Raw genomic sequence first — 21,610 nt, 5'->3', positions numbered from 1 at the left:
AAAACAGCCAGAGACAGGATTGCTCCTTCGTCTCCGGCTGTCCGGTTGATTGCTTGTCATTCAATTACGCTCATTCATTCGTCATGGCAATAAATTGCTCAACGTCAACGGCAGTAAGAGCAACCGCGTCGCGCCAAAAATCCTTTTCTTCCACATTTACGCCAAGATGCGCCTCAGCCAGCTGTTCAACGGTCATTCTGCCTGTATCGCGGAGCAAAGCAACGTATTGTTCTTTGAAATCCGGTCCTTCTTTTAGCGCTTTCGCGTAAATGCCCGCACTGAACAAATAACCGAAAGTGTACGGAAAGTTGTAAAACGGCACATCCGTTAAGTAAAAATGTAGCTTTGACGCCCAGAAATGCGGATGCGCCTCTCCGAGCATATCGCAATAGGCCTCACGCTGTGCTTCCTCCATCAGCGTGTTCAATTCTTCAACGGATACCAAGCCTTGCCTTCGCTTTTCATAGAAACGGGTCTCGAATAAAAATCTCGCATGGATGTTCATGAAAAATGCAACCGAGCGCTGTATTTTATCTTCGAGCAAGCCGAGCTTTTCTTCCTTTTCCGTTGCTGCCTTGAACGCGCGGTCGGACACGATAAGCTCCGCGAAGGTTGACGCCGTCTCCGCTACGTTCATCGCATATTCCTGGGATAATGCAGGCAGGTCATTCATTACATGCTGATGGTAGGCATGCCCAAGCTCATGCGCAAGCGTTGAGATATTCGAGGCGCTGCCTGAATAGGTCATGAATATGCGGGTTTGGCTGCTTTTGGGAAAGGAAGTACAGAACCCGCCAGGACGCTTGCCAGGTCGATCCTCTGCTTCAATCCAGCCGTCTCTGAAGGCCATCTCCGAGAATTCTGCAAGCTCCGGGCTGAACGAACGAAACTGTTCTACGATAAAAGCAGCTGCTTCGTCATACGGTATCGTCTTCGTTGCTGAACCGATAGGCGCTTCTACGTCATGCCAATCAAGCTTTTCCACCCCGAGCAGCTTTGCCTTGCGGGCCAGATAAGCAACAAGCACCTGCTTGCTCTCCTGAATCGCCTCCCACATCGCTCCTAGCGTCGCCTCGCTCATACGGTTCATCTGCAGCGGCTCTTTGAGCACCGAGTCCCATCCGCGCTTATCATAAAGCTTGAGCCGGAAGCCGGAAATCCGGTTCAATGTTTCCGCGCATAAATCAGCTTGCTCCGACCACTCGCGTTCCCATTCTGCGAATGCTGCCTTACGTACCTCGCGGTCTCCGTCAGACAGGCGGTTATGCATTTGACCGGCCGATAAGACCGTCGTATTCCCTTCCTTATCGGTATCCTTGAACTTTGCCCGCGAAACGATTACGTTGTAATAATCACCCCAGCCATGATAGCCGTCAACAGCCAGATCTCCTGCCAATGCCTCAAGCTCAGGAGCCATCTTCTGCTTGGCCAGCTCACGGCGTTCAGCCAAGTTGAAAGCAACCTCTGCCAGCTTTTCATTCTCGAGCAGCGCCAGCCATGCTCCCTCATCCAGCCCACGCAGCACATTATCGAACCGAGTAAGTACGCCAAGCAGCTTCGCGCCAAGCGTCTTTACGCGGTCGCCTCGCACATTGGCAGCAGAATCCTTGATGTCTTGCGCCAGTAAGCATGAAACAAATGATTCCGATTCCCTTAGCCTAATAATAACGCTTTGCAGAAGCTCCGTCATTTCGGCAATGAGTGGTATAGCGGTAGCCGTGCCATCAAGCAGCATCGCATCCAGCTTAATAATGTCCTCGTCAATGCCCTTCAGTTCCTCTTGGAAAGCAGCAGAGCTTGAGCCGCCTTCGTATAATACATCCAAATCCCAGCTTTGCGGATATCCATTATCCATTTAATACCATCCCTTCCTCCACAAAAAAAGCCAAGCGACGGCTGCGTTTTTATTTGCGCAAACCTTCTTGGCAGTGTATAACTTAATTATATCCAGATTGGAGGAATTTCACCATGTCTAAACCGTTGCAAATTTCCGCTGATACCGCTGTGAAGTTATCCGAGCAGCTCGGCGTACCGATTGAGCACTTAATGCATATGCCACGGCATATATTGCTGCAGAAGCTTGCCGAATTGGCCAAGCCTGATGCGGAAGCAGCTACCGAGAGCGATAAGAACGTATGATTCCGTTCGAGAAAGCCTGGCCTTATGACATCATAATGGGTGATCTTTACGTTTCGAGCTGCCCTTTCTGCTCCGCAGAGAATGTGCTGCTTCCCGTTAAACCCGCCGAGATTCCAGACATTCAAGGCGGCATGAAACGTTTGCTCGTATTCCCATGCTGCAGAAACAAAGTGACGATCATCGACGCAGACCGTGACTATTTGTTGACCGACCGCGTGCTTCGGTAATCGTCCGTCTATGCGGATGTGGATACTGCATGCTCTGACAGGCTTAGATGATCGCTTGGAGAATTGTCGCCGGATGGGTTTTTCGATCTGGCTTCCATCTCCTCGCGAATCAGCTGCCATTGCTCGCGGCTCGCACGAATCATCGCGCCGTCCACAATTTTTTTATCGTTCACGACGCGTGAAAACCATCTTACCGCATCGTTTACTTCGCCAATTCTGCGATTCAGCTCCCCGATTAAAAACATCAGCTTTGCATTGTTTAAGGCAATGCCTTCTGCCTCGTAGACCCGTATGTAAGCTTGAAGCGCAAAGCGCAGAAAACGCTTCTCGTCGCTTTGGTTTCCTTCATAACGATAAAGCCAAGCAATATGGTGCAGGATCCCCGCAAGAATGCGGTCTTTCTCCCCTACAGCCTGAGCCGATAGCAGCGCAAGCTTATAGGTAGCCATTGCTTGGCTTGCATCACGTTCGCCGCAGTAATCATGATTCTGCCAGCGCACGCCAATCTTCTCATGGTATTGCTTCTTTTGTTGATCGTTCAACCGCTCAATTCCGTTCTCCGTCGTAGCATAGCCGCAATTCGGGCAGACCCGTACAACATAATAATCCGGGTTCACTTCCGATTTATAATATCCGCAAAAGTCAGAGTCCACGCTGGCTGCTCTTTTGAAGCTTGGTCTTACGCGAGATGTCATAAATACGTTCTCACAGCAGATGCATTCGATCTTGGATTGGTAGAGCGGTTCCATACGATCACGTCTCCTCTTCAGATGTGTTAACAAAATGATGTGCTGGTCCGGATAGTCTATTTATGACAACGAGCTGAAGCTCTTCTTGCATGCCAACCTCTTGCAGCGCTTTCCTCATGCAGTCCAGCCATGCTTCCGCACGCTCTGGCGTAATGGGAAACGGCAAATGCCTAGCTCTCATCATCGGATGCCCATATTCGTCTGAATATAAGGATGGCCCTCCGAAAAATTGCGTTAGAAATAAGTATTGCTTGTCCATTACCGGAAGGATGTCCTCCGGGAACAAAGGCCCAAGCAAGGGATGTGCTTGTACTCTCGGATAAAAAGCCTCTACAATTAGTCTTAAAGTCTCAGATCCGCCAATCGCTTCATAAAGGCTTATATTCCTATTCATCGTCAAAACCATCTCCAATTTGTAGGTAATTAGTATTATATCACAAAAGATTTTTTACCGGAAATAAAAAAAAGCCCGCAATTTCAAATGCGGGCTCCATCATATAGTGCGTATTACCCATCAACCCTCATAGTCCTCTTCCCCAGGCGCTGTAAGAGATTCTCGAATGACATAGACGAAAGCACATACCAAGATGCCAGCGATTATACTCATACTCATCACTCCAACCGTTTCAAAGGTAATTCTATTGTACCATAAAAATGACAGGAATCCAGTGTTTTGCAAGCGTTTTCTTTTGGGCATGATTTTATTTTCATCAGCCTTAAGTGATGGATGTCCATCTTCGGACATATAAGTGTAAGAGGGGTTGTACCTTCCTTGCCTTTGCAAGGCGGCATCTCTTTTCACAGTCCAATAGGAGGCGGTCAATCTGCTGCGAACCTTCATCCACCCCTTATCCGTTACCGCCTTTAGCGCTCTCGTTATCGCACTGCTTATGACTATCTATCCCACCGAAACGCTTGGCGCCTCGCTTCGAGGCTTATCCATCTGGTGGCAGGTGCTTTTCCCGGCCCTATTCCCCTTTTTCGTCATATCGGAGCTGCTGCTAGGGTTCGGAATTGTCCATTTTTTCGGAAAGCTGCTGGACCCTTATATGCGCCCTTTATTCCGGCTTCCGGGCATCGGCGGTTTCGTCGTGACGATGGGTTACATTTCGGGTTACCCCGTCGGTGCCAGGCTTACTGCACAGCTTTGGGAGCAAAGACTTATTAATCGAGCGGAAGGCGAGCGGCTTGTCGCATTCACTACGACATCCGATCCTATCTTTCTGATTGGTGCCGTTTCCGTCGGTTTTTTTCATAACGTCGCACTGGCTCCTGTGCTTGCTGCCGCTCATTACGGAGGAGGACTGATCATTGGCTTGCTTATGCGATTCCATGACCGAAAGGCACTCCCATCCTCCTTCAAAAAGAACGTCGATACGGCTGCCGGCATACGTAAGCGCAAGCCATCTATTGTATCCGAAGCGCTTAAAGCGATGCATGAAGCGAGACTGCTCGACGGCAGGGATTTAGGCAAACTCGTGCAGGACTCCATACAATCCGCGCTTCGGCTCATGATCGTTGTAGGCGGACTTGTCGTTTTCTTCTCTGTTGTCATGGAAATGCTCACCCACGCCGGTATCGTAGAGGCAATGGCCGAAGCTCTTCGATTCTTATTTCAAATGGTCGGGTTACCTAGGCTGCTTGCAGATGCGGGCATTTACGGCTTATTCGAAGTTACGCTTGGCGCGCGTTCCGCAGGAACAGCTGGAACTGGTCTTTTGCATCAAGCCGCAATAGCCGCTTGGGTGCTGTCATGGGGCGGTCTATCCGTTCATGCCCAGATCGCTAGTCTGCTTAGCAAAACCGATCTTAGGTATCGTCCTTTCCTGTACGCCCGGTTTCTCCATGGGCTGATCGCAATGGCGCTTGTATATGTGCTTTGGGGATGGCTCGGTCCTTGAGCCGGATGATTTTCGCTGTCGAAGCACCGCGGCGCATTGAATTTATAGGCAATTTCCTTTATCATCAATAGTACTATGGTGCTCGGAAGGAGATTTATTTTGAAGTATGCGGTAATTGATCGAGGCGACGCTTTATCCAAATCGTTGGCAGAGAAATTTCATACATTGGCTGCGGAGCGCGGCTTCGCTCGGAATGACGATGCACCCGAAATTGTCATCTCCATCGGAGGCGATGGTACGCTGCTTCTCGCTTTCCATAAATATGTCGACCAAATAACGGATGTTGCTTTTGTAGGCGTTCACACCGGCCATCTTGGTTTCTACGCGGATTGGCAAGCGGATGAGCTTGAGGAGCTTGTCAAGATGATGGCGGAAGAAACGCCGCATATTGTCAGATACCCGCTTGCGGAGATTGAGCTGGAGACGCCGACCGAATCTCGTCATTACCTATCTTTGAACGAATTTACACTCAAGGGCGTAGACGGAACCCTCGTTGCCCAGATTAATATTAATGATGAGATGTTCGAGATGTTCCGAGGTGACGGTATCGTAATCTCAACTCCTTCGGGAAGCACGGCTTACAACAAAAGCTTGGGCGGCGCTATCGTGCACCCGTCCATCGAATCGCTGCAAATCGCTGAGATTGCTTCGATCAACAATCGCGTATACCGTACGTTGGGTTCATCCGTGCTGCTGCCGCAGCATCATCATTGCGACATCATCTCCAAAAAAGAGCAGCGCCTTCAGCTAACCATTGATCACGTCAGCATTATGCGCAGCGATATTCTCTCCATTCGCTGCAGCGTATCAAGCCGCAAGGTCAGCTTTGCCCGATATCGTCCATTCCCGTTCTGGAACCGTGTACGTGAGGCGTTTCTCGGTTACGATGTACGTTAGATCAAACCAAGAAGAAACGGATACCGTCCTCTGCAAGAGGAGGGTATCCGTTTTTCGTTGAAATAAAAGAATACTTTATCGCGTGAAACCTATAAAGTCTTATATTTTAAGAAGAAGTTTTAAGCAGAAACGATGGCGTCCTTTCTATAGACGCCATCGTTTCTTCTTAACGTATAGAGAAAGGATGAGGAAACTCATATCCTTTCCTATACGTCAAGCGTAAACGGCTCCTCAGTGTGCAAAAACCGTCGTTTCACGGAGACATATAAGCACACTTATATGTGAAAACATATAAATTCTATAAATAAAAAAAGACACGAAGCGCCGTATTAATGGCGTTCCGTGTCTTTTTTATGCGGTCGATTCGGTTCAGTGGAAGTTGAAGCCGCTGCGGTTTCGTTGGCTGCAAGCCGGAACGGCTTTTTACCACGGTGGTCATTTCCTTTATAGCCGCCCTTCCGCTGCTGCTCGCGCTTGCCGCTGCTCTGCTGCTCGTTGTTCTTGCCTTCGCTTGCTGCGTTTGCAGAATCGCCTTTGCTCTCGTGGCTGCTGCGGTTAGAGCTTCTATGCCGATTCTCCCGGTTATGGTGCCGGCTATGGCGCTCATGCGTCGGATGCGGGGCTTCTTCCTTCGCGGTTGCGACTTCTGCGTTGTCGAGATCCACGCCGCCCTCTGCGTCCGCCATGCCCGCAACTGCTGCGAGAAGGTCAGCTGCATCGAGGCGCGGCCGATGATCATCGGCATCCAGATCGTAATCCTCCGGCTCCCGCCGCGTGCTTATGGTTTTCTCGAGAATAAAATACGCGCAGCCAAAATTGCAATATTCATTAATATAATCCGGCATGCTGGATAGATTGCTATCCTTCGTTGCTTTCTGGTGGTTGTCGCGGAAGAAGCCTTTCAGCCTCAACTGGCTATAGCCCCAGTCACCTACGATAAAATCATAACGCTCCAGTACTTCACTGTATCGATCGCGAAACGCTTCAGGATTCCAGCCATTTCTATTTTCTTGTACGATTTCATATGATTTTCCGCCGATATGAATCAAAGCCATGGTTTCCACCTCATCTTGAGCGTCAGTTACAAGCTGCTCGAGCAAGCACCGGAGGGAATCTCACGGTCATATCCCGCTTCTACGGTATCTGCAGCAATAGCTGCGTGTGCCGAATCGGTCTGCTCATGTGCATGATAAGAGCTGCGTACTAATGGTGCGGATTCAACATGCCTGAAACCGCGTTTCAGCCCTTCTTCTTTTAGTTTTGCGAATTCATCTGGGTGGACATAACGTACGACCTTCAGATGGCTTGGCGAAGGCTGCAAATATTGACCCAACGTCAAAATATTCACGTCGTTCGCGCGAAGATCATCCATCGTCTGCAAAATTTCATCCCATTCTTCGCCTACGCCAAGCATAATGCTTGATTTCGTTGGAATTTTGGGCTTCATTTCTTTGGCGCGTCTCAACAGCTCCATGGTACGGCTGTATTTCGCTCTTGCACGGACGCGATCCGAGAGTCTCTCTACGGTTTCCACGTTATGGTTCAGAATATCCGGATTGGCATCCATGACGGTCTGAAGCGCATCCTGATTGCCAAGGAAATCGGGGATCAATACCTCTACGCGGCAAAATGGCATACGCTTGCGAATCGCGTGTACCGTAGCCGCAAATATAGAGGCGCCGCCATCCTTCAAATCATCGCGAGCTACAGAAGTAACTACGCAGTGCTGCAAATTCATCTGCTCCGCCGCTTCCGCCACGCGTTCCGGTTCATCCAGATCCAGCTCAGTCGGCATACCGGTTTTGACGGCGCAGAAACGGCATGCGCGCGTGCAAATATCACCCAAAATCATAAATGTAGCCGTACGGTTCGACCAGCATTCATAAATATTCGGGCAGCGTGCTTCCTCGCATACCGTATGTAATGTTTTGGTGCGCATCATATTTTTAATTTCGGCATAGTTGCCGTCTGTCGCTAATTTTATGCGAAGCCAGTCAGGCTTTTTAAGAGTTTCTTGTTGTTTCATAAGGGATTACCTGCTTTCAAGTTCATTTATCGATCCTAAACTCATGGGGTTATTATAACATGTTTCCATAAAAAATAGCACTTTCTCGGCATTTCGTTTCCAATGCGAACCGATTTCGCATAAAAACGATCCATTTGCAAACGATAACGTCATAACCGTCATGCTTTTGGAAGGGTGAGACGTTTGAAACTGACTATACCTATTGCCGCAGCATTAATCGCAGCATTGCTGCTCATGGCTCTTCCGGTCAGCAACGCTAAAGCCTCTCCTGCGATCATGAGCCGGATTGGACCGTCTGCTGATCGGATGGCAGCTGCCGAGGCAGATCCTATGCCTATAAGAAAATCGTTATATGAGAAATTAAGCTTGTTTACCGATGTGCCTTGGTACTGGATCGCCGCAATCGATCAATATGAACGCTCAATGTCCAAGGTAAAACCGAAGGCAAGGCCTATGCTCGGAAGCACGGTTGGCGTATATATCGATCCGGAGCGCTGGGCAGGTGTGCTGAATCCGAACTCGGAGGATAGCTCACCCGCTTCCATTCGTTTTTTCAACGGCATTGGCCGCGACGGAGACGGCAACGGCCAAGCAGATCGGACGAGCGACGACGATCTGCTTTATTCGCTCGTAAGCCGCGTTGCCGCTTACGGCATCTCCGATGACGACTTTTCGATCGGCTTATGGGAATATTACCAGAATAACCGTGCCGTGCAGCGCATCCAGCAGTTTGCCCGTATATACGCTGCTTTCGGGAAGCTTGATTTGTTCGAGCATGCCTTTCCCGTTCCAATCGGCACCCATTATTCGTATAACAGCACATGGGGAACGGGCCGGAGCTGGGGCGGCAGACGGACCCATGAGGGGACCGATATATTCGCGGACCACGGGCTGCCTGTCCGGAGCGTATGTTACGGCATCGTCGAGGTAAAAGGCTGGAATCCTTACGGTGGTTGGCGGATCGGCATCCGCGATCTCAACAACTTTTACCATTATTACGCGCATCTTTCCGGCTTTGACAAAACGGTCAGCACCGGCGATGTCGTGAAGCCAGGCCAGGTGGTTGGCTGGGTAGGAAGCTCTGGATACGGGAAGCCGGGAACCTCGGGTAAATTCCCCCCACATCTGCATTATGGCGTGTACAGCGATCGCGGCCTTATGGAGTGGTCGTTCGATCCTTATCCGATGCTGCGCCGCTGGGAGCAAGCTGAACGCAAGCGGATTCGCTCAGGGAAATAACCCGCAATGACAAAACGACTTTATCGTACGCCACACAGCGGACAATAAAGTCGTTTTTAATGAACGGCTATTCCCCGCCGCTCGCCGCGTTGCCTGAATTGCTTTCGGCATTGCCCGAGTTATTGGAATGCCCCTCCAACCCGTTCGATCCTTCTGAAGCACCCTCACCCCCTGCTGCTCCGGAGCTAGATTCCTCATCATTTCCGCTGTTCTGAGGATTGGCCGTCACGCCGCTGCCGTTTCCTTGGCCCAGCGGAACCGAAATATTAGGAGCCTGAGCAGCCGAATCCCCCACAGGTTTGCCCGTGTTGTCGTAATAATACATAGGCACGTCACCTACAACTAGCAGATAGGAAATCGGTATATCCGTTTCGACGATTTCCGGCTCGGTATCAAACGGGATAATAATCGTTACCTCTGCGATGATCCGAATGTACACCTCGACCAGAATCATGTTGATGCCTGCATCCTTTTGACGCGTGCTGAGGTCTACCTTTACGGCGCCAACGGGCTCGAACTTGACTGGGACCCGCGGTCCGAATGAAGATATAATCGCACTGTTTAGCGCGTGGCCGATCGGGATATGTTCGGGAATATCCTTCATGTCGTTCAAAGTCGCTTGCACCGTATTGATCGTTTGCGAGGTAATGCTCATATGCTCAGCGTAGTTCAGCATGAAGCCTGATATTTTGCCGTTGCTGTTCATTTTCCAATCAATGAGCTTATCTGTATCTGAGCGGCTGGCCACCTGCTCCGTTATCGCTTTATTGATGGCCTGCGTTGCTACCTGCTTCACTCTAATTTTTGCGATGTTCATAAGCGGCGGACGCAGGTTCCGTTCGATGTATACAAAAGATTGTATGGTAAACGCCATCATCACGACCAATGCAATGATGAATATCGTCCTGCGCCTGATCCTTGGTCTTGCCGGTCTCGCTCCCCATGCTCCGCCTGAACTTCCGCTGCTCTTGCTTTTGGAACCGCCAAAGTTAAGCACGGGCCGCCTGCTGCTGCTTGAACTTCCCCGCGTGCCCCATTTCTTCGGTGCCGGGCGCGATGAGGACGTGCTGCCGCGGCTTCCCCAGCTCACTGCCTTAACCCTTGAGAACGGTCGGCCTGATCCGAGCATCCGGCTTCCGCCAAATGGCCTGATCCGCCAGCCTCTCCTCCCCCATTTCGCCAATCCAATCCCCTCCCGCATTCCGGCTCGCAGCCATTACCCATACTTATGCGGAACTTGGCCAAAAAAGAAGATAAGCAGGCAGCCATCATGAGAACGGATTTCATGAAAGCTGGCATAGTGAACGCAAACGGCATGGGATCTGAATTCATAAGTACTCGCATTATTAGAGCTGACAGCCTACATCTGCACAAAAAAGGCAAGCCGCAATCGGCCTGCCTAGTTGAAGCATCTTGAATGTAATTATTCGGACAATGTGACGGCAATATCGCTGCCCGTTGCCCAGCCGGAAACGGCGTTCACTTTATACGTCATGCCCGCTGCCAGCTTTGATCCGCTTGCCAGCTCAAAAATACCGGTTGCGCCTTTGCGTGAAGTGAGTTTATAGGCCGCGGTTAGCTTGCTGCCGTCCGTGCCGGTCAACTCGATGCTTCGCACCGCAAACAGCTCATCCTTCGGATCCTCCTTCAGCGTAAGCTCAAGCGAGCTGTCATTCAATGCTTTTGCCGAAGCCATCTCCAGAGGTGCGATCTCTTTGGCAACAAAAGTGCCGTTCGCGATATTCGACCATTCCGAGGTTACCGTATATTTAACGCCCGGTGTCAGCACGGAACCGGCTGGCAAACGGAATTTAGGCGCTTGACGGCCATCGGTCGCTTGCGTGAATAAGACGTATGTTGCCAGCATCGGCGCACCGCCCTCTGGCGTAATCGTTACCTGCTTGGCACGCATGGAGGAAATAATCTCATACGTATTCCCGTTGTATTGGTTATTCTCGTCCAGCACGAAGGCAATGGCTGCTCTGCCAACCGAGTACGCCGAAATGACATTTCCGTAGTCCGTAACGCCTTTGGATAGCTCTGACACCACCTCGAACGTATCAAACGAAACTTGGCCGGCGCTGCTCATTTCGATTTTCTCGCCGCTGCCCTCGAATTTGCCTGCCGATTTGCCTTTATAGGTTAGCTCATAGGAAGCTCCAGCTTTCTGCGGGGAGGTTGGCACGATATAGGTTGAGATTGATCCGGTCTTAAGCTGCGGCACATTAAGCATGGTCAGTCCGCTATTGAAGGCGAAGTTTTTCAAAGCTACATCGAGCGACGCATCCTCCGGCGTCAGCGGCTCCGAAAAAGTTATCTCAAGCGTGATCGTGTTTAGCACCTTGATCTCTGCAACGGATGCATCCGCCGAAGGCTTCGCCTGTTGCGATGTGACGACAAGCTGCGCCAGTTCGCCGCGCGTCACCGCCTCTGGCTTAACGCCTACATTCTTCGCCCAGTACTGGACGGAAGCAACATCCCGCTTCAACGCCTTCGAGACTATGCCTGCAAGCTCCGCTGCGGTTGCCGGCTCATTCGGCTTCAGCAATCCTCCTTCGGATTGCATCACACCTAGGTTAACAAGCGTTGCGACGTAATCATAGTACCATTTGCCCGCCGCCAAATCCGTAACTCCCGCTGGCTGAGCCGCGCTAATCGGCAGTCCCAGTGCTGTCACGACCAGCTTGGCAAGCTCCGCACGCGTTACTGCCGCATTCGGCTTGACCAGGCCATTGCCATAGCCGTTCATTATTCCTTGCTTCACTAGCTCTTGAATGGCTGCCGAAGAAGCGGCGTCCTCATTTATATCCTGAAAGCCAAGCCCTGCGGCCGTTGCCTGCGTACCGCTGCTTGCCCATACATTCACAGGCCCCGTTGCAAGAACGGAGGCCCCGATTGCTGCTGCTAATACGATTGCTGCCATCTTATTCGAAACGAAATTCATCTTTGTTTCCTCCTCATGAGTGCTGTTGTTTAACTTAAACTCATGATAAAGCACAAAAATAAACCCCGAGCAAACAGAATATTAACAAAAGATAAACAGCCTCGAAACTTTTCTGAAACGATTGCTTCTGCTGCGTCTAAACGGTCAGGCGGTAGCCTGCCCCCCATATGGTTTCAATATATTGCGGGTTTGACGGGTCCGCCTCAATCTTCTCCCTAAGCCTGCGTATATGAACGGTCACGGTAGCGATTTCCCCAAGCGAATCCATGTCCCACAGCTGCTCGAACAGCTCCTGCTTGCTGAATACGTGATTGGGATTAAGCGCTAGGAAAGAGAGCAGATCGAACTCCTTCGCAGTGAATTGCACCTCGCTGCCGTTCACGTAAACACGGCGCGAGCCGGCATCGATCTGCAAGCCGCGAATGCTGATTTTCTCCGAGCCCTTCGTCTCCCGCTTGCCTATTAGGCGCTGATAGCGCTGTAAATGCGCCTTCGCGCGAGCGACAAGCTCGCTTGGGCTAAACGGCTTCGTAATATAGTCATCGGCGCCAAGGCTTAAGCCGCGTATTTTATCGATCTCTTCCTTCTTGGCGGATACGATCAGGATCGGGACCTCCTTTTCGGCCCGAATCTGCCTGCATAGCTCATAGCCGTCCATGCCTGGGAGCTGCAGGTCAAGCACGATGAGATCATATTGACCGTTTATTGCGGCATGCAGGCCATCTGTACCGTTTAAGCAAATATCCGCCGAAAAGCCGTGCAGCTCAAAATAATCCTTCTCTACCTCGGCTATGGTCACTTCGTCTTCCACGATTAAAATCTTCGTCATTGGCGTCCTCCTATTGCTTGGCAGGCGGCAGTAAAATGATGATCGAGGTACCTGCCCCAAGCTTGCTTTCCGCGTATATGGCGCCGTCATGCCCCTCAATGATCTGCTTGGCAATCGCTAGTCCAAGCCCGCTGCCTCCGGTTTGGCTGCTGCGCGACAAATCCTCGCGAAAGAACCGCTCAAACACAAACGGCACGGCCTCCTCCGAAATGCCCGGCCCGTTATCGCGGATCGTTAGACAGATCTGCTCCTGCTCCGGCTGCAGCGTAATTGAGATTTTTTTCGGCGATGCCTTCATATATTTCACGCAGTTGTCCATGATGTTCACTAAAACCCGTTTCAGCTTATCGCGGTCGCCCAGCACGCTTGAGGCAGGGGAGGTATCAATGCTCCATTCCAGCTGAATGCCTTGTTCTTGCAGGTCGAATTGCAAATCCTCCGCATAATCCTGAATGAAATGTCCCAGATTAACCGGCTCAAACGTAAACGGCAGCTGCTTCAAATCCAGCTTAGAGTAGAGAAACAGCTCATCTATGAGCTGGTCCATGTCATCGGCTTTGGTCAGAATCGTATTCACGTACCGTTCCATCTTTTGCTTCGTATCCGGCACCCCGTCCCGAATGCCTTCAATGCTCGCTTTAATGGAGGTAATAGGCGTTTTCAGATCATGCGTAATGTTTGCGATCAGCTCCTTGCGATTGTGCTCGTATTGCAGCTGCTTCTCCACGGACTGCTTCAGCTTCCCGCGCATCACCTCAAAAGCCTCGCTCAGCTTGGCGATCTCATCGTTTCCTTCCGCATGCAGCTCAAAGGACAGATTGCCCCCCGTGATTCGCTCCGTTGATTTCCGAAGCAGCTCAAGCGGCTTAACGATGCTGCGAGTTAAGAAATAGTAGAGCAGCACATTCATGAGCAGCAGGACGATAAACAGCACGCCTAGGAAAATAGGGAGCAGCGTCCGCACGATTTCCGCGAATGGGCTCCGCTCGCGTACGACAAGCACGCTGCCCTTCGAGCGGTCAGGAAAATAAAAATCAAATTTGGCGTATGCGTAAAAATGCTCGCCGATTTGGAGCGTATTCCGAATCGCGTTATTCTCCATTTCATATTCAGGCAGATGCTCCATAAAGGCTGGCTGTTTCACGGACAATGAGGAATAGAGCTGCGTATCCTCTTTCCGAATGAACAGCTCCGCCTGCTCTGCGCGAAGCTTGTAATTATATTGATCAAGCAGCTCCCGGTCCAGCAGGGAATCCGGTTCGTTTTTGGCCATATACTTGAGGTCGAGAAAGATGGTCTCCTCCTGCTCAGTGAGCGGGTTTACGGAATAATGGATATTGTAAAAGTCCTTCACGCTTCTTACGTCACCCGTTATTGCAACCACGAAAAGAAGCGCGGCGGCAAGAAACAAAACGATGGTTACGATAAGTATGCACGTGTAAGACAGCAGCAGCCGAATACGTATAGACATGCTTGTCGCTCCTTCTTGGTGTTCATCTTTCGTGTTTACAATGTAACATAGGATGGGTCGGAGCGACAAAGAGACTTTGCAACGCATGACCGCATGCGATAGACTAATACTAATCATTTCCTTGCCAAAGGAGCTTAACGATGGCCATAAACCGAAGGCTGAGCACCGACCTTGATTTTGAAGAGGTCCTCGAGCAGCAGCAGCGCATCCGCGTGTTTCAGAACAATCAGCTTGTCGACGCAAGCTCGCTTGTCGTGCGATTTGACGATAGCATCATCGTAACCCAGTCCGGGGTAAGCGATATCGCCTATCACAACCGCAAGGAATGCGAATTTTTCGTACTGAGAAAACGTTGAGCACGGCAAAAAACGGTGTCGGCCCGCCCGCTTTCGCGGAATGGGCTGACACCGTTTTTCTATAGGAGCTGCGCCGTTATTTGTCTAGCAACTGCGCGAATTGCAGCAAACGCGTAATAACCGCTGCCGCTTCCGCGCGGCTTGCTAGATCGGCAGGCAAGAATCGTTCGTTGCCCTTGCCCTGCAGCACGCCTGCGGCAGCGACCGTCTTCACCGCCGCGAGTGCCCAGCCGTGAATGTCTGATTCATCCGCAAAGCTCACCGCTTGCGGAGCGCCTACGCTCACGCCCGCCCCTGCCTGCTTCGCGAATTGCAGCGCATTCGCTGCCATTACAGCCATCTGCTCACGCGTAATCGTCTCATTCGGACGGAAATTGCCGTCCTCGAAGCCTTTAATGATCCCGTAGCCCGCAGCAGCCTTGACCTCATCCGCATACCACGCGGCTGCTGGCACATCTGCAAACGTCGGAGCCTTAGTTCCCTCTCCTATACCAAGTCCAAGCGATCTTGCCAGCATCGCAGCGAATTCCGCGCGCGTAATGGTCCGATTAGGCGCATACTCAGAGTCGGAATTCCCGCTGACGATCAGCTTGGAAGCAAGCAGCTCGATATTCGCTTTGGCCCAGTGCTGGCCAATATCCGTGAAGGATTGCTTATGAACGGCAACGGCATAGATGCTGTTGCTAAGGCTCATGATAGCTGCTGTCGTTTGTCCGCCTGCTACGGTAAACAAAGACGGAACATAGCGGAATTGGCCAGCTGCTTCGTCATAAACCAGCGCTACCGCAGAGCCAACGTCAAGCACGCCTTCCACGGTTAAGGTACGCTTCACGAACTTGCCCCCAAAGCTGTGCACCTCCGTCGAAGTGCTGCCCTCTATAATGGCAAGCGTAAAGGCTGCTTGTTCCCGAGCAAGCTCTAAGCCCGCAGCTCGAGCCTTTGCTTCCAGCTCAGCCGACTGTGCTGCGCTTACCGGTTGTATCGTGAAGAGAAAGATGGCTTTCATGCTTCCAGCCGGCTCCGACTGCTCCAGCAAGCCTTTGGCCAGCGCAAGAGGGAACTCATACGTCGATTTCCCCTGCTCAATGACTATGACCGCATCAGGGCTGTTCTTTGCAGCTTCCAGAAGCGCCTCAGCCGAGAAAGCGAGCTCTCCGTTTGCCGTTAACGCCGCCTTGTCAAATACGATTCGCTGCTGCTTGCCGCCTGCTGCCGCTTTCAGTTTGCTGTCGTTCTGCTGCGTTGGCATGCTGCTTCCAGCCCCGCCGGAGCCCGCGCCTCCGCTGCCTGTTTCTTCGCCTGTCCCGGCAGCCGCCTTCACCTCTACCGTATAGACTCTGCTCTTCCCAGCCGCAGTCACGGTTAGCCGCGTCAAACCTGCTGTCCGTGCAGTCAGCTTCTGATCTGCCCCGATTGACACAATGCCGGGATGTTCGGTCACGAGGGCTGCATCCGCCGTCATATCAACATCTTCCGAGTCAAGCACTTGAAGCGGTACAGACTCTCCCGCCGTCAAGGTGATCGGGCCCCTGTCCCCTGCAGCAGTCGTTATTCGGAACGGCTTCGGACGGTTCGCGAAGCCCTCGTTCAGCTCCGTGAACGAAAGCTGCTCATTCGTGTCCGCCAGCATCGCAATCCTCTCGCCGCGTACAATAATGTTATCTGCCCCGATGACGCCTGACACGTTGCCTGTAACGTCGATCCCGTTCGTTCCCATTCCGTCGAGAACGATGTTCTGCAGCGACAAGTTGTCGATATTGAAGCCGCCGCCATGAACGATCAAGCCCGCATACGTGCTATCCAGCGCTACGTTATCACGCACGATAACCTTGCCGCTCAAGTCCTTCTCCCCAGCAAAAATCCAAATCGCGCCTAAATTGACATTGTACGCCGAATCCGCGCTGCCCGTACGGATCAGCGTATTGCGCTCAACGATCGTCGTCCCGCTGAATGCTACGGGATTAAACCTCGTCGACACCGCAATTCCCGCGCCATTCGTAATCGTATCCGTGCCGATGCTGTCCTGAAGCTTGTTGCCTTGCCCGCCGAAAATAACGAAGTTATCGGCCAGCCAAGGCAAAGCGACCGTATTGAAGCGTGCCGTATTGTTCACGCTCGCACGTCCTTCCGCCGACCACATCGCCAGTCCGTCATCGCCCGGGTAACGAATATCGGATTGCTCCATAAGACTGTTGCTTGTGCCTACGGAGAAGTTAATGCCATCCGCCATCAGATTGCGAAGACGCAGATTAACCATATGCAGGCCATCTGTGATCTCGTCGCCGCCTCTGACCTTCGAGAGCCAAAGCCCGGTTTTGGAATGCTCTACCCATACGTTCTGAATGACCGAGCCCGCGCCAAAGCCGCCGTAGAAAGCATGCGTCAGCGCTTCATCGTCGCGAATGTTGAGGTCACCGTCGATAAGCAGATCATATACGCCAATCCGTTCGCCTTTTCCGATAAATCTGGCTCCGATCAGCGTCGTATGCCACATGCCCGCTCCGCGAATCGTAATGTGGTCCAAATCAATAACATCCGCCTTGAGCTCGAATTGGCCGGCAGGGAACCATACGCCTTTTCCTTGTTCCTTTGCTGCGATAACAGCGGCATGGTAAGCTGTAGAATCATCAATGCCGTCAGCGGATACCGCTCCGTAATCGGTAACCGGCAGGAAGCCGTCCGGCATAGCGATCGGACTCTCTACCTGCTCCATGTCCACCAGGTCAATCACATAATAATCCGCTTCATTTTCTTGGTCCTTCTGCAAGCGAATCGTAGCGCCTGCCGGCAGTTCATCAATCAAAGCATGAATTTCGTCGAAGAAGCGGTGCGCGTTGCCTTGCTTCGGATCATTCGACCATGGATAGCTGCCGTATTCCCAGCCATGCTTCGAGCTGAGCGCTACATGTTGCTTGAACTCTCCGTTCACATAAAGCGCTAAGGTCTCGTTTAGTCCCTCTCCGTCCGCGCTATCAGGGATAACATAGCGCAGCACGAGCGAATTGGCCGGCTCCGCCAGCGTAAATTCTACATAGTCGCCATCGTCATTCAGCTTAACGGCTTGACGGCCCGAAGCCTCGGATGCCATATCGCGATAGCTGCGCGACGGTCCGATGAGCTCACCGTTCGTCGCGCCATGCTCCGCTTCATAGGTGATATATGGAACCGTGGCTCCGCGATAGGCGATGCCGACGCTATCCCTCACAACCAGGCTGTCGAGCGATACCCCGCCTGAATCCGCCGCATCCTTTTGCAGGGCAATGGTATTAATGCCGCTGCGCAGCTCGACTGAAACAGCTGCTGTCAACCAGCTTGCCGAGCCTTCCGCTGCCGCGAACGGCACCTGCTCGGTTCGAATCCCGTTTACATAGAGGCTTAGCTGCTTCGCGGAGCCGGTAGCATTCAAATAACGAAGCTCCGTCTCGAAGCTGCCAGCAGCCTGAGCGTGAACGGTGAAGCTGATTTTGTCCCCCGTCTCCGCGAAGCTGCCGGCATAACCGTCGCCCGTGTACCCTTTGTGGGAGGCTCCTGCTTGAATACCTGTCGATGCAAAAGCCTTCTCAGCCTCATAGCGTTGATGCGATGCGACCGGCTCAAGCTGCCATAATGTCTCCTCGATAGCATCCGCTACTCCATAAGCCAATTGGCCTCCCGACTGATGCAGAGCTCCTGCCCCCGAAGCATTCAAGAGCTGCTTGTAGCCTGCCCGGTCCTCGATTCTCCACTGGGCAGCGTCATATCCTCTAAGCACACCCGAATATCCAATTAGGCTGGACGTCTCGGCATCCCAAGCAAGAAGATGCCCCGTCGCTTTGTTCTTCAGCAGCCGGCGACCGTTGAAATCCTGCGGCAGCCACTGCAAGCTGGCGCTGTCAACAGCCGATGACATGGTTAATACCGCACCATCGATCTCATACAAGTAACCGCCTTGTTTCGCCTTGATACGGACGTAACCCGTACCATCAAAAATCGGAGTGGCTGTGTCATTCGTTTTCACCTCGCCCATTGCTGGCGTCTCGAACTGCTCGGGCGCATCCTCGAAGGTCCACTGCGCCGAACCGAACGAGGCGGGATACAAGCCGCGCTCCGCGTACCCGGCATTATTCTGCACGTGAATGAGCTCATCATCATATATTCCGTTCATGCTGCGTATCCAATATTCCGCACCGCTAGGCGTGCTTTCGACCGACCACTGCGAAGCTTGATCAGTTGCCTCCGTTTGCTTGCTTTCAATAAAAGCATAATCGCCCGTCATAGCCATATAACGGCCGGTTACCCGGTTTCTCAGCCTTTGCGGGCCGCTGCCGGACTCAATGATCCAGTGGCTGAAGCCATTGTTATCTGCCAAATCACCATATAACACGATGCCGCCGTTGTTCTCATACAAATATTGGCCGTTTGCCTTATTGCGAATGCGCACCGGAGCTTCCGAAAGCGGCTCCGCAGCGACCGCGACGGGTTCCGCTGCGAATTGGGCGCTGTCCTCTCCGGCGACCGCCTTGCTGACCTTCGTGAAAGCCTCGCCATCCGCATACAGCAAATGGCCCGCCCAGCCGCTTTTGAAAACGACAAGGCCCTCCGCTGCTCCTGGCTCCATCAGCCATTTCGCACTGCCCCAGCAGGTGCAAATTTCGCCTTGCGCGATGATCTGCTGCGTTGGTGCCTCCAGCTCAACATCTCCTCCCACATGCTCCATCGAAGCATAATGGCCGGTTTGGATGTTTTTCAAGCGGACGGACGTTGGGCCGTCGCCCGTTCTCTCCAAGTACCATATCGAGCTCATATCCGATTCTGGCAGCTCGCCGTACTTCAGCTTCCCCGTATCCTCACCTTCGGCTGTCACTTCATAAAGGTAACTGCCGGTTGCTTTGTTTTTGAGCCGGACATTCGTGAGCGCCGCGTCGGTTACCGGAATGAACTTCCATTTCGGGCTGCCCCAGGTCGGATTAATGATGCCGTATTCCGCGTATTTGGTCAGGTTCTGCAAGCTTATATATTTCTGCTGGCCCACAACGTCATTCGCATCCTGAACGCTGTGAATCAACTTCGAGCCGCTAACGTCCTCGATGACCCAAACCGCGCTCGTCCAGTCATCCGCAACCTCGGATACATCAATGCGGCCGTCCTTCATATTCTGCAAATGGATATAATGGCCCGTCGCTCTGTTCTGAATCCGTTTGCGACCGTTGAAGCGCTCGATCAGCCATTGCCCTTTATGGTCATTTTCTGCAACATTGCCATATTTCAGTTGGCCCGCAGCATCCTCGTAAAGCACAAAGCCTTGCCAATCATTCTGGATCCGAACATATTGAGGGGTACCGTCGCCGCTGAATGCCGGATCCTCGAACAGCCACTGCGCCGCATTCTCGTTCGGGTCAATTGCGCCCGCCTGCGCGGCTCCCGTGCTTCCATGAATATGCAAGTAGTGAGCTGGTCCCGCCTCGCTCTTCACCACTTTATAATCGTCATACAGCTTGGAGCTGCTAATCGACCATTGATCGTCTGCTGAGCTTGCCCCTAGTGCCAGTGCTTGGATTGGATCGCTTGGGTCAGAGGTGCCAGCCCTAGTCATGTAACGGCCGGTTGCCAGGTTGCGCAGCCGTTTCTTCCCGTTAAAGTCCTCCTGAACCCACTGGAAATATGCTTTTTCTCCTGCTCCGGCAGTCAGCGCGCCATATTCAACGATTCCCGCTTCTTCGTGCAAGTAAGCGATTCCGACAGGCTCATTCGTGAAATTAACGATTCGGTACGGCTGTGCGTCCGGCGCCAGCTCAACTCGCCAATGCGCGTTGTCCCGATCCGGTACCGACCAATTGTTGGACCGCACATGAATATCGTCAAACTGCGTGTTCAGCACGAAAGGCTGCGCAGGGTCTGCCTGGTGCGCCTCTACGTTTTGAAAGGTGACGAAACCGTCCCCGGCTGCCGGCGCCATCATCCATTCGCTTTTGACCGTGGAATCCAAAGCGACGGCTTTGATCGGCTCCCACAAAACGCCCTGCGTAATGTAATGGCCGGTCAAGCGGTTTTTGATCCGGTAAGATTCGGGAGTTTCCCCGGGTACCAGCACCCAATGGGAAGCGCGGTCCACAGCCGGTATCTGGCCATAATCCACGGAGCCGTCGGCCGCTTCATACAAATATTGGCCAGCGCGGAACTTGTTCGCAAGTCGAATCGGCGCAGCAGGCTCTACGGGCTCAAGCGCCCATTGCGGGCTTTCAAACGTAATGTTAATATCGTTGCTTGCTTCCGCAAAGCCGAGCTGGTCCTCCTGATGGATAACGAGATTCGCGTTTGCCGGAACGGTAGCGCTCTTAATGACCACATAACCCGCACGGGTGGAATCATGAATCGTCCATTGATCAGCAAGCGTGCTCTCTGCGATCGCACGGCTCGTCAGCGCGTCCCTCCTCTGCGCAACTTCCGCAATCGTCATATAATGTCCGGTGGCGCGATTCTGAAAACGTTTGTTGCCGTTATAATCCTCTATGAGCCATTGCGAGGATTGATCCTCGTAGCTTGGAAAGCCGTAACGGACAATCCCGCTCTCATCCTCATACAAATAATTGTTCTGCCATTTGTTCTGTATGCGTACGTAGGTGGACTCGGTTACCGAAATTGCCGCCGTCTCCGGCGGTGAAGCGCCTTCCGTTTCCGGTGCTGCCTCATTCGCATAGACTGGCACTGCCGTAAGTAAAAGCAGCAGCGTGAGCAGCAATGCCATGATGGACCTTGCTCGTTTCATTGCACAGACCTCCCCAAAGGTTTGCAAGTGCTCTCGGGGTTCGAAAGCACTCGTTTATGTCATGCGATCATTCCTATTAATCATAAT

General features: G+C 52.2%; 17 protein-coding genes. 6 read left to right on the top strand and 11 right to left on the bottom strand.

The genetic code is table 11. The features are described from left to right. Window positions 1-70 precede the first annotated feature (70 nt). Window positions 71-1,855, bottom strand: a complete 1,785-nt coding sequence (locus AC0YN3_RS24425) for a M3 family oligoendopeptidase (RefSeq protein WP_475777539.1) — start codon at window positions 1,853-1,855, stop codon at window positions 71-73. A gap of 113 nt (window positions 1,856-1,968) precedes the next feature. On the opposite strand from AC0YN3_RS24425, the gene AC0YN3_RS24420 reads away from it, so the two are divergent. Then, window positions 1,969-2,139, top strand: a complete 171-nt coding sequence (locus tag AC0YN3_RS24420; RefSeq protein WP_475777538.1) for a YycC family protein — start codon at window positions 1,969-1,971, stop codon at window positions 2,137-2,139. Continuing rightward, the gene (locus tag AC0YN3_RS24415; RefSeq protein WP_183569022.1) at window positions 2,136-2,366 is read left to right on the top strand and encodes a hypothetical protein; all 231 of its coding nucleotides are present in this window, start codon (window positions 2,136-2,138) and stop codon (window positions 2,364-2,366) included. Before AC0YN3_RS24420 ends, AC0YN3_RS24415 begins: the two co-directional genes overlap by 4 nt. 8 nt (window positions 2,367-2,374) lie before the next feature. Here the strand turns inward: AC0YN3_RS24415 and AC0YN3_RS24410 are convergent, their stop codons facing one another. The 3 genes from AC0YN3_RS24410 to AC0YN3_RS24400 form a co-directional block, all read right to left on the bottom strand. Continuing rightward, window positions 2,375-3,115, bottom strand: a complete 741-nt coding sequence (locus tag AC0YN3_RS24410) for a DUF2225 domain-containing protein (RefSeq protein ID WP_475777537.1) — start codon at window positions 3,113-3,115, stop codon at window positions 2,375-2,377. Window positions 3,116-3,119: 4 nt separating this feature from the next. Further along, complete coding sequence (locus AC0YN3_RS24405) at window positions 3,120-3,509, bottom strand: globin domain-containing protein (protein WP_475777536.1); 390 nt, start codon at window positions 3,507-3,509, stop codon at window positions 3,120-3,122. Between the two features lie 120 nt (window positions 3,510-3,629). Then, window positions 3,630-3,956: a hypothetical protein gene (locus tag AC0YN3_RS24400; protein ID WP_475777535.1), complete on the bottom strand. Its 327-nt coding sequence runs from the start codon at window positions 3,954-3,956 to the stop codon at window positions 3,630-3,632. 49 nt (window positions 3,957-4,005) lie between these two features. Between AC0YN3_RS24400 and ylbJ the strand changes: the two genes are divergently transcribed. Together ylbJ and AC0YN3_RS24390 are read left to right on the top strand one after the other, a co-directional pair. Continuing rightward, window positions 4,006-5,016, top strand: a complete 1,011-nt coding sequence (gene ylbJ / locus AC0YN3_RS24395; RefSeq protein ID WP_475777534.1) for a sporulation integral membrane protein YlbJ — start codon at window positions 4,006-4,008, stop codon at window positions 5,014-5,016. 99 nt (window positions 5,017-5,115) lie between these two features. Beyond that, entirely contained in the window at window positions 5,116-5,913 is a 798-nt protein-coding gene (locus tag AC0YN3_RS24390) for an NAD kinase (RefSeq protein WP_475777533.1), read from the top strand. A gap of 329 nt (window positions 5,914-6,242) precedes the next feature. Here the strand turns inward: AC0YN3_RS24390 and AC0YN3_RS24385 are convergent, their stop codons facing one another. Together AC0YN3_RS24385 and lipA are read right to left on the bottom strand one after the other, a co-directional pair. Further along, on the bottom strand, window positions 6,243-6,968 hold the full coding sequence (locus AC0YN3_RS24385) for a YutD family protein (protein ID WP_475777532.1): 726 nt from the start codon (window positions 6,966-6,968) through the stop codon (window positions 6,243-6,245). A 26-nt stretch (window positions 6,969-6,994) separates the two neighbouring features. Then, window positions 6,995-7,939 carry a lipoyl synthase gene (gene lipA, locus AC0YN3_RS24380; protein WP_475777531.1) on the bottom strand — a complete coding sequence of 315 codons (945 nt, stop codon included), beginning with the start codon at window positions 7,937-7,939 and terminating at the stop codon, window positions 6,995-6,997. Between the two features lie 234 nt (window positions 7,940-8,173). Between lipA and AC0YN3_RS24375 the strand changes: the two genes are divergently transcribed. Continuing rightward, a complete protein-coding gene (locus AC0YN3_RS24375; RefSeq protein ID WP_475777572.1) occupies window positions 8,174-9,178 on the top strand; it encodes a M23 family metallopeptidase in 1,005 nt (334 codons plus the stop codon). Window positions 9,179-9,245: 67 nt separating this feature from the next. Here AC0YN3_RS24375 and yunB read toward each other — a convergent pair whose 3' ends face one another. The 4 genes from yunB to AC0YN3_RS24355 form a co-directional block, all read right to left on the bottom strand. Then, the gene (gene yunB, locus AC0YN3_RS24370) at window positions 9,246-10,361 is read right to left on the bottom strand and encodes a sporulation protein YunB (RefSeq protein ID WP_475777530.1); all 1,116 of its coding nucleotides are present in this window, start codon (window positions 10,359-10,361) and stop codon (window positions 9,246-9,248) included. Window positions 10,362-10,601: 240 nt separating this feature from the next. After that, entirely contained in the window at window positions 10,602-12,122 is a 1,521-nt protein-coding gene (locus AC0YN3_RS24365; RefSeq protein ID WP_475777529.1) for an S-layer homology domain-containing protein, read from the bottom strand. A 136-nt stretch (window positions 12,123-12,258) separates the two neighbouring features. Continuing rightward, window positions 12,259-12,951, bottom strand: coding sequence for a response regulator transcription factor (locus AC0YN3_RS24360; RefSeq protein WP_475777528.1), 693 nt, complete (start codon window positions 12,949-12,951; stop codon window positions 12,259-12,261). 10 nt (window positions 12,952-12,961) lie between these two features. Beyond that, window positions 12,962-14,422, bottom strand: coding sequence for a sensor histidine kinase (locus AC0YN3_RS24355; RefSeq protein WP_475777527.1), 1,461 nt, complete (start codon window positions 14,420-14,422; stop codon window positions 12,962-12,964). A gap of 140 nt (window positions 14,423-14,562) precedes the next feature. Between AC0YN3_RS24355 and AC0YN3_RS24350 the strand changes: the two genes are divergently transcribed. Then, window positions 14,563-14,778, top strand: coding sequence for a hypothetical protein (locus AC0YN3_RS24350; RefSeq protein WP_475777526.1), 216 nt, complete (start codon window positions 14,563-14,565; stop codon window positions 14,776-14,778). A gap of 76 nt (window positions 14,779-14,854) precedes the next feature. Here the strand turns inward: AC0YN3_RS24350 and AC0YN3_RS24345 are convergent, their stop codons facing one another. Then, window positions 14,855-21,523 (bottom strand): S-layer homology domain-containing protein, encoded by a 6,669-nt coding sequence (locus AC0YN3_RS24345; RefSeq protein WP_475777525.1) that lies wholly within the window; start codon window positions 21,521-21,523, stop codon window positions 14,855-14,857. Window positions 21,524-21,610: the final 87 nt, after the last annotated feature.

The organism is Paenibacillus sp. J22R232 (assembly GCF_056269165.1).
The sequence above is the reverse complement of the archived record's forward strand: the minus strand, read 5'-3'. Positions and strand labels throughout refer to the sequence as shown.

Excerpts from the sequence above, each read along its gene's own strand:
- AC0YN3_RS24400 (WP_475777535.1), bottom strand. The coding sequence starts at position 3,956 with ATGAAGGTTCGCAGCAGATTGACCGCCTCCTATTGGACTGTGAAAAGA.
- AC0YN3_RS24350 (WP_475777526.1), top strand. The coding sequence starts at position 14,563 with ATGGCCATAAACCGAAGGCTGAGCACCGACCTTGATTTTGAAGAGGTC.
- AC0YN3_RS24405 (WP_475777536.1), bottom strand. The coding sequence starts at position 3,509 with ATGAATAGGAATATAAGCCTTTATGAAGCGATTGGCGGATCTGAGACT.
- lipA (WP_475777531.1), bottom strand. The coding sequence starts at position 7,939 with ATGAAACAACAAGAAACTCTTAAAAAGCCTGACTGGCTTCGCATAAAA.
- AC0YN3_RS24345 (WP_475777525.1), bottom strand. The coding sequence starts at position 21,523 with ATGAAACGAGCAAGGTCCATCATGGCATTGCTGCTCACGCTGCTGCTT.
- AC0YN3_RS24425 (WP_475777539.1), bottom strand. The coding sequence starts at position 1,855 with ATGGATAATGGATATCCGCAAAGCTGGGATTTGGATGTATTATACGAA.
- AC0YN3_RS24360 (WP_475777528.1), bottom strand. The coding sequence starts at position 12,951 with ATGACGAAGATTTTAATCGTGGAAGACGAAGTGACCATAGCCGAGGTA.
- AC0YN3_RS24410 (WP_475777537.1), bottom strand. The coding sequence starts at position 3,115 with ATGGAACCGCTCTACCAATCCAAGATCGAATGCATCTGCTGTGAGAAC.
- AC0YN3_RS24355 (WP_475777527.1), bottom strand. The coding sequence starts at position 14,422 with ATGTCTATACGTATTCGGCTGCTGCTGTCTTACACGTGCATACTTATC.
- AC0YN3_RS24365 (WP_475777529.1), bottom strand. The coding sequence starts at position 12,122 with ATGAATTTCGTTTCGAATAAGATGGCAGCAATCGTATTAGCAGCAGCA.
- AC0YN3_RS24420 (WP_475777538.1), top strand. The coding sequence starts at position 1,969 with ATGTCTAAACCGTTGCAAATTTCCGCTGATACCGCTGTGAAGTTATCC.
- AC0YN3_RS24385 (WP_475777532.1), bottom strand. The coding sequence starts at position 6,968 with ATGGCTTTGATTCATATCGGCGGAAAATCATATGAAATCGTACAAGAA.
- AC0YN3_RS24375 (WP_475777572.1), top strand. The coding sequence starts at position 8,174 with ATGGCTCTTCCGGTCAGCAACGCTAAAGCCTCTCCTGCGATCATGAGC.
- ylbJ (WP_475777534.1), top strand. The coding sequence starts at position 4,006 with ATGACTATCTATCCCACCGAAACGCTTGGCGCCTCGCTTCGAGGCTTA.
- AC0YN3_RS24415 (WP_183569022.1), top strand. The coding sequence starts at position 2,136 with ATGATTCCGTTCGAGAAAGCCTGGCCTTATGACATCATAATGGGTGAT.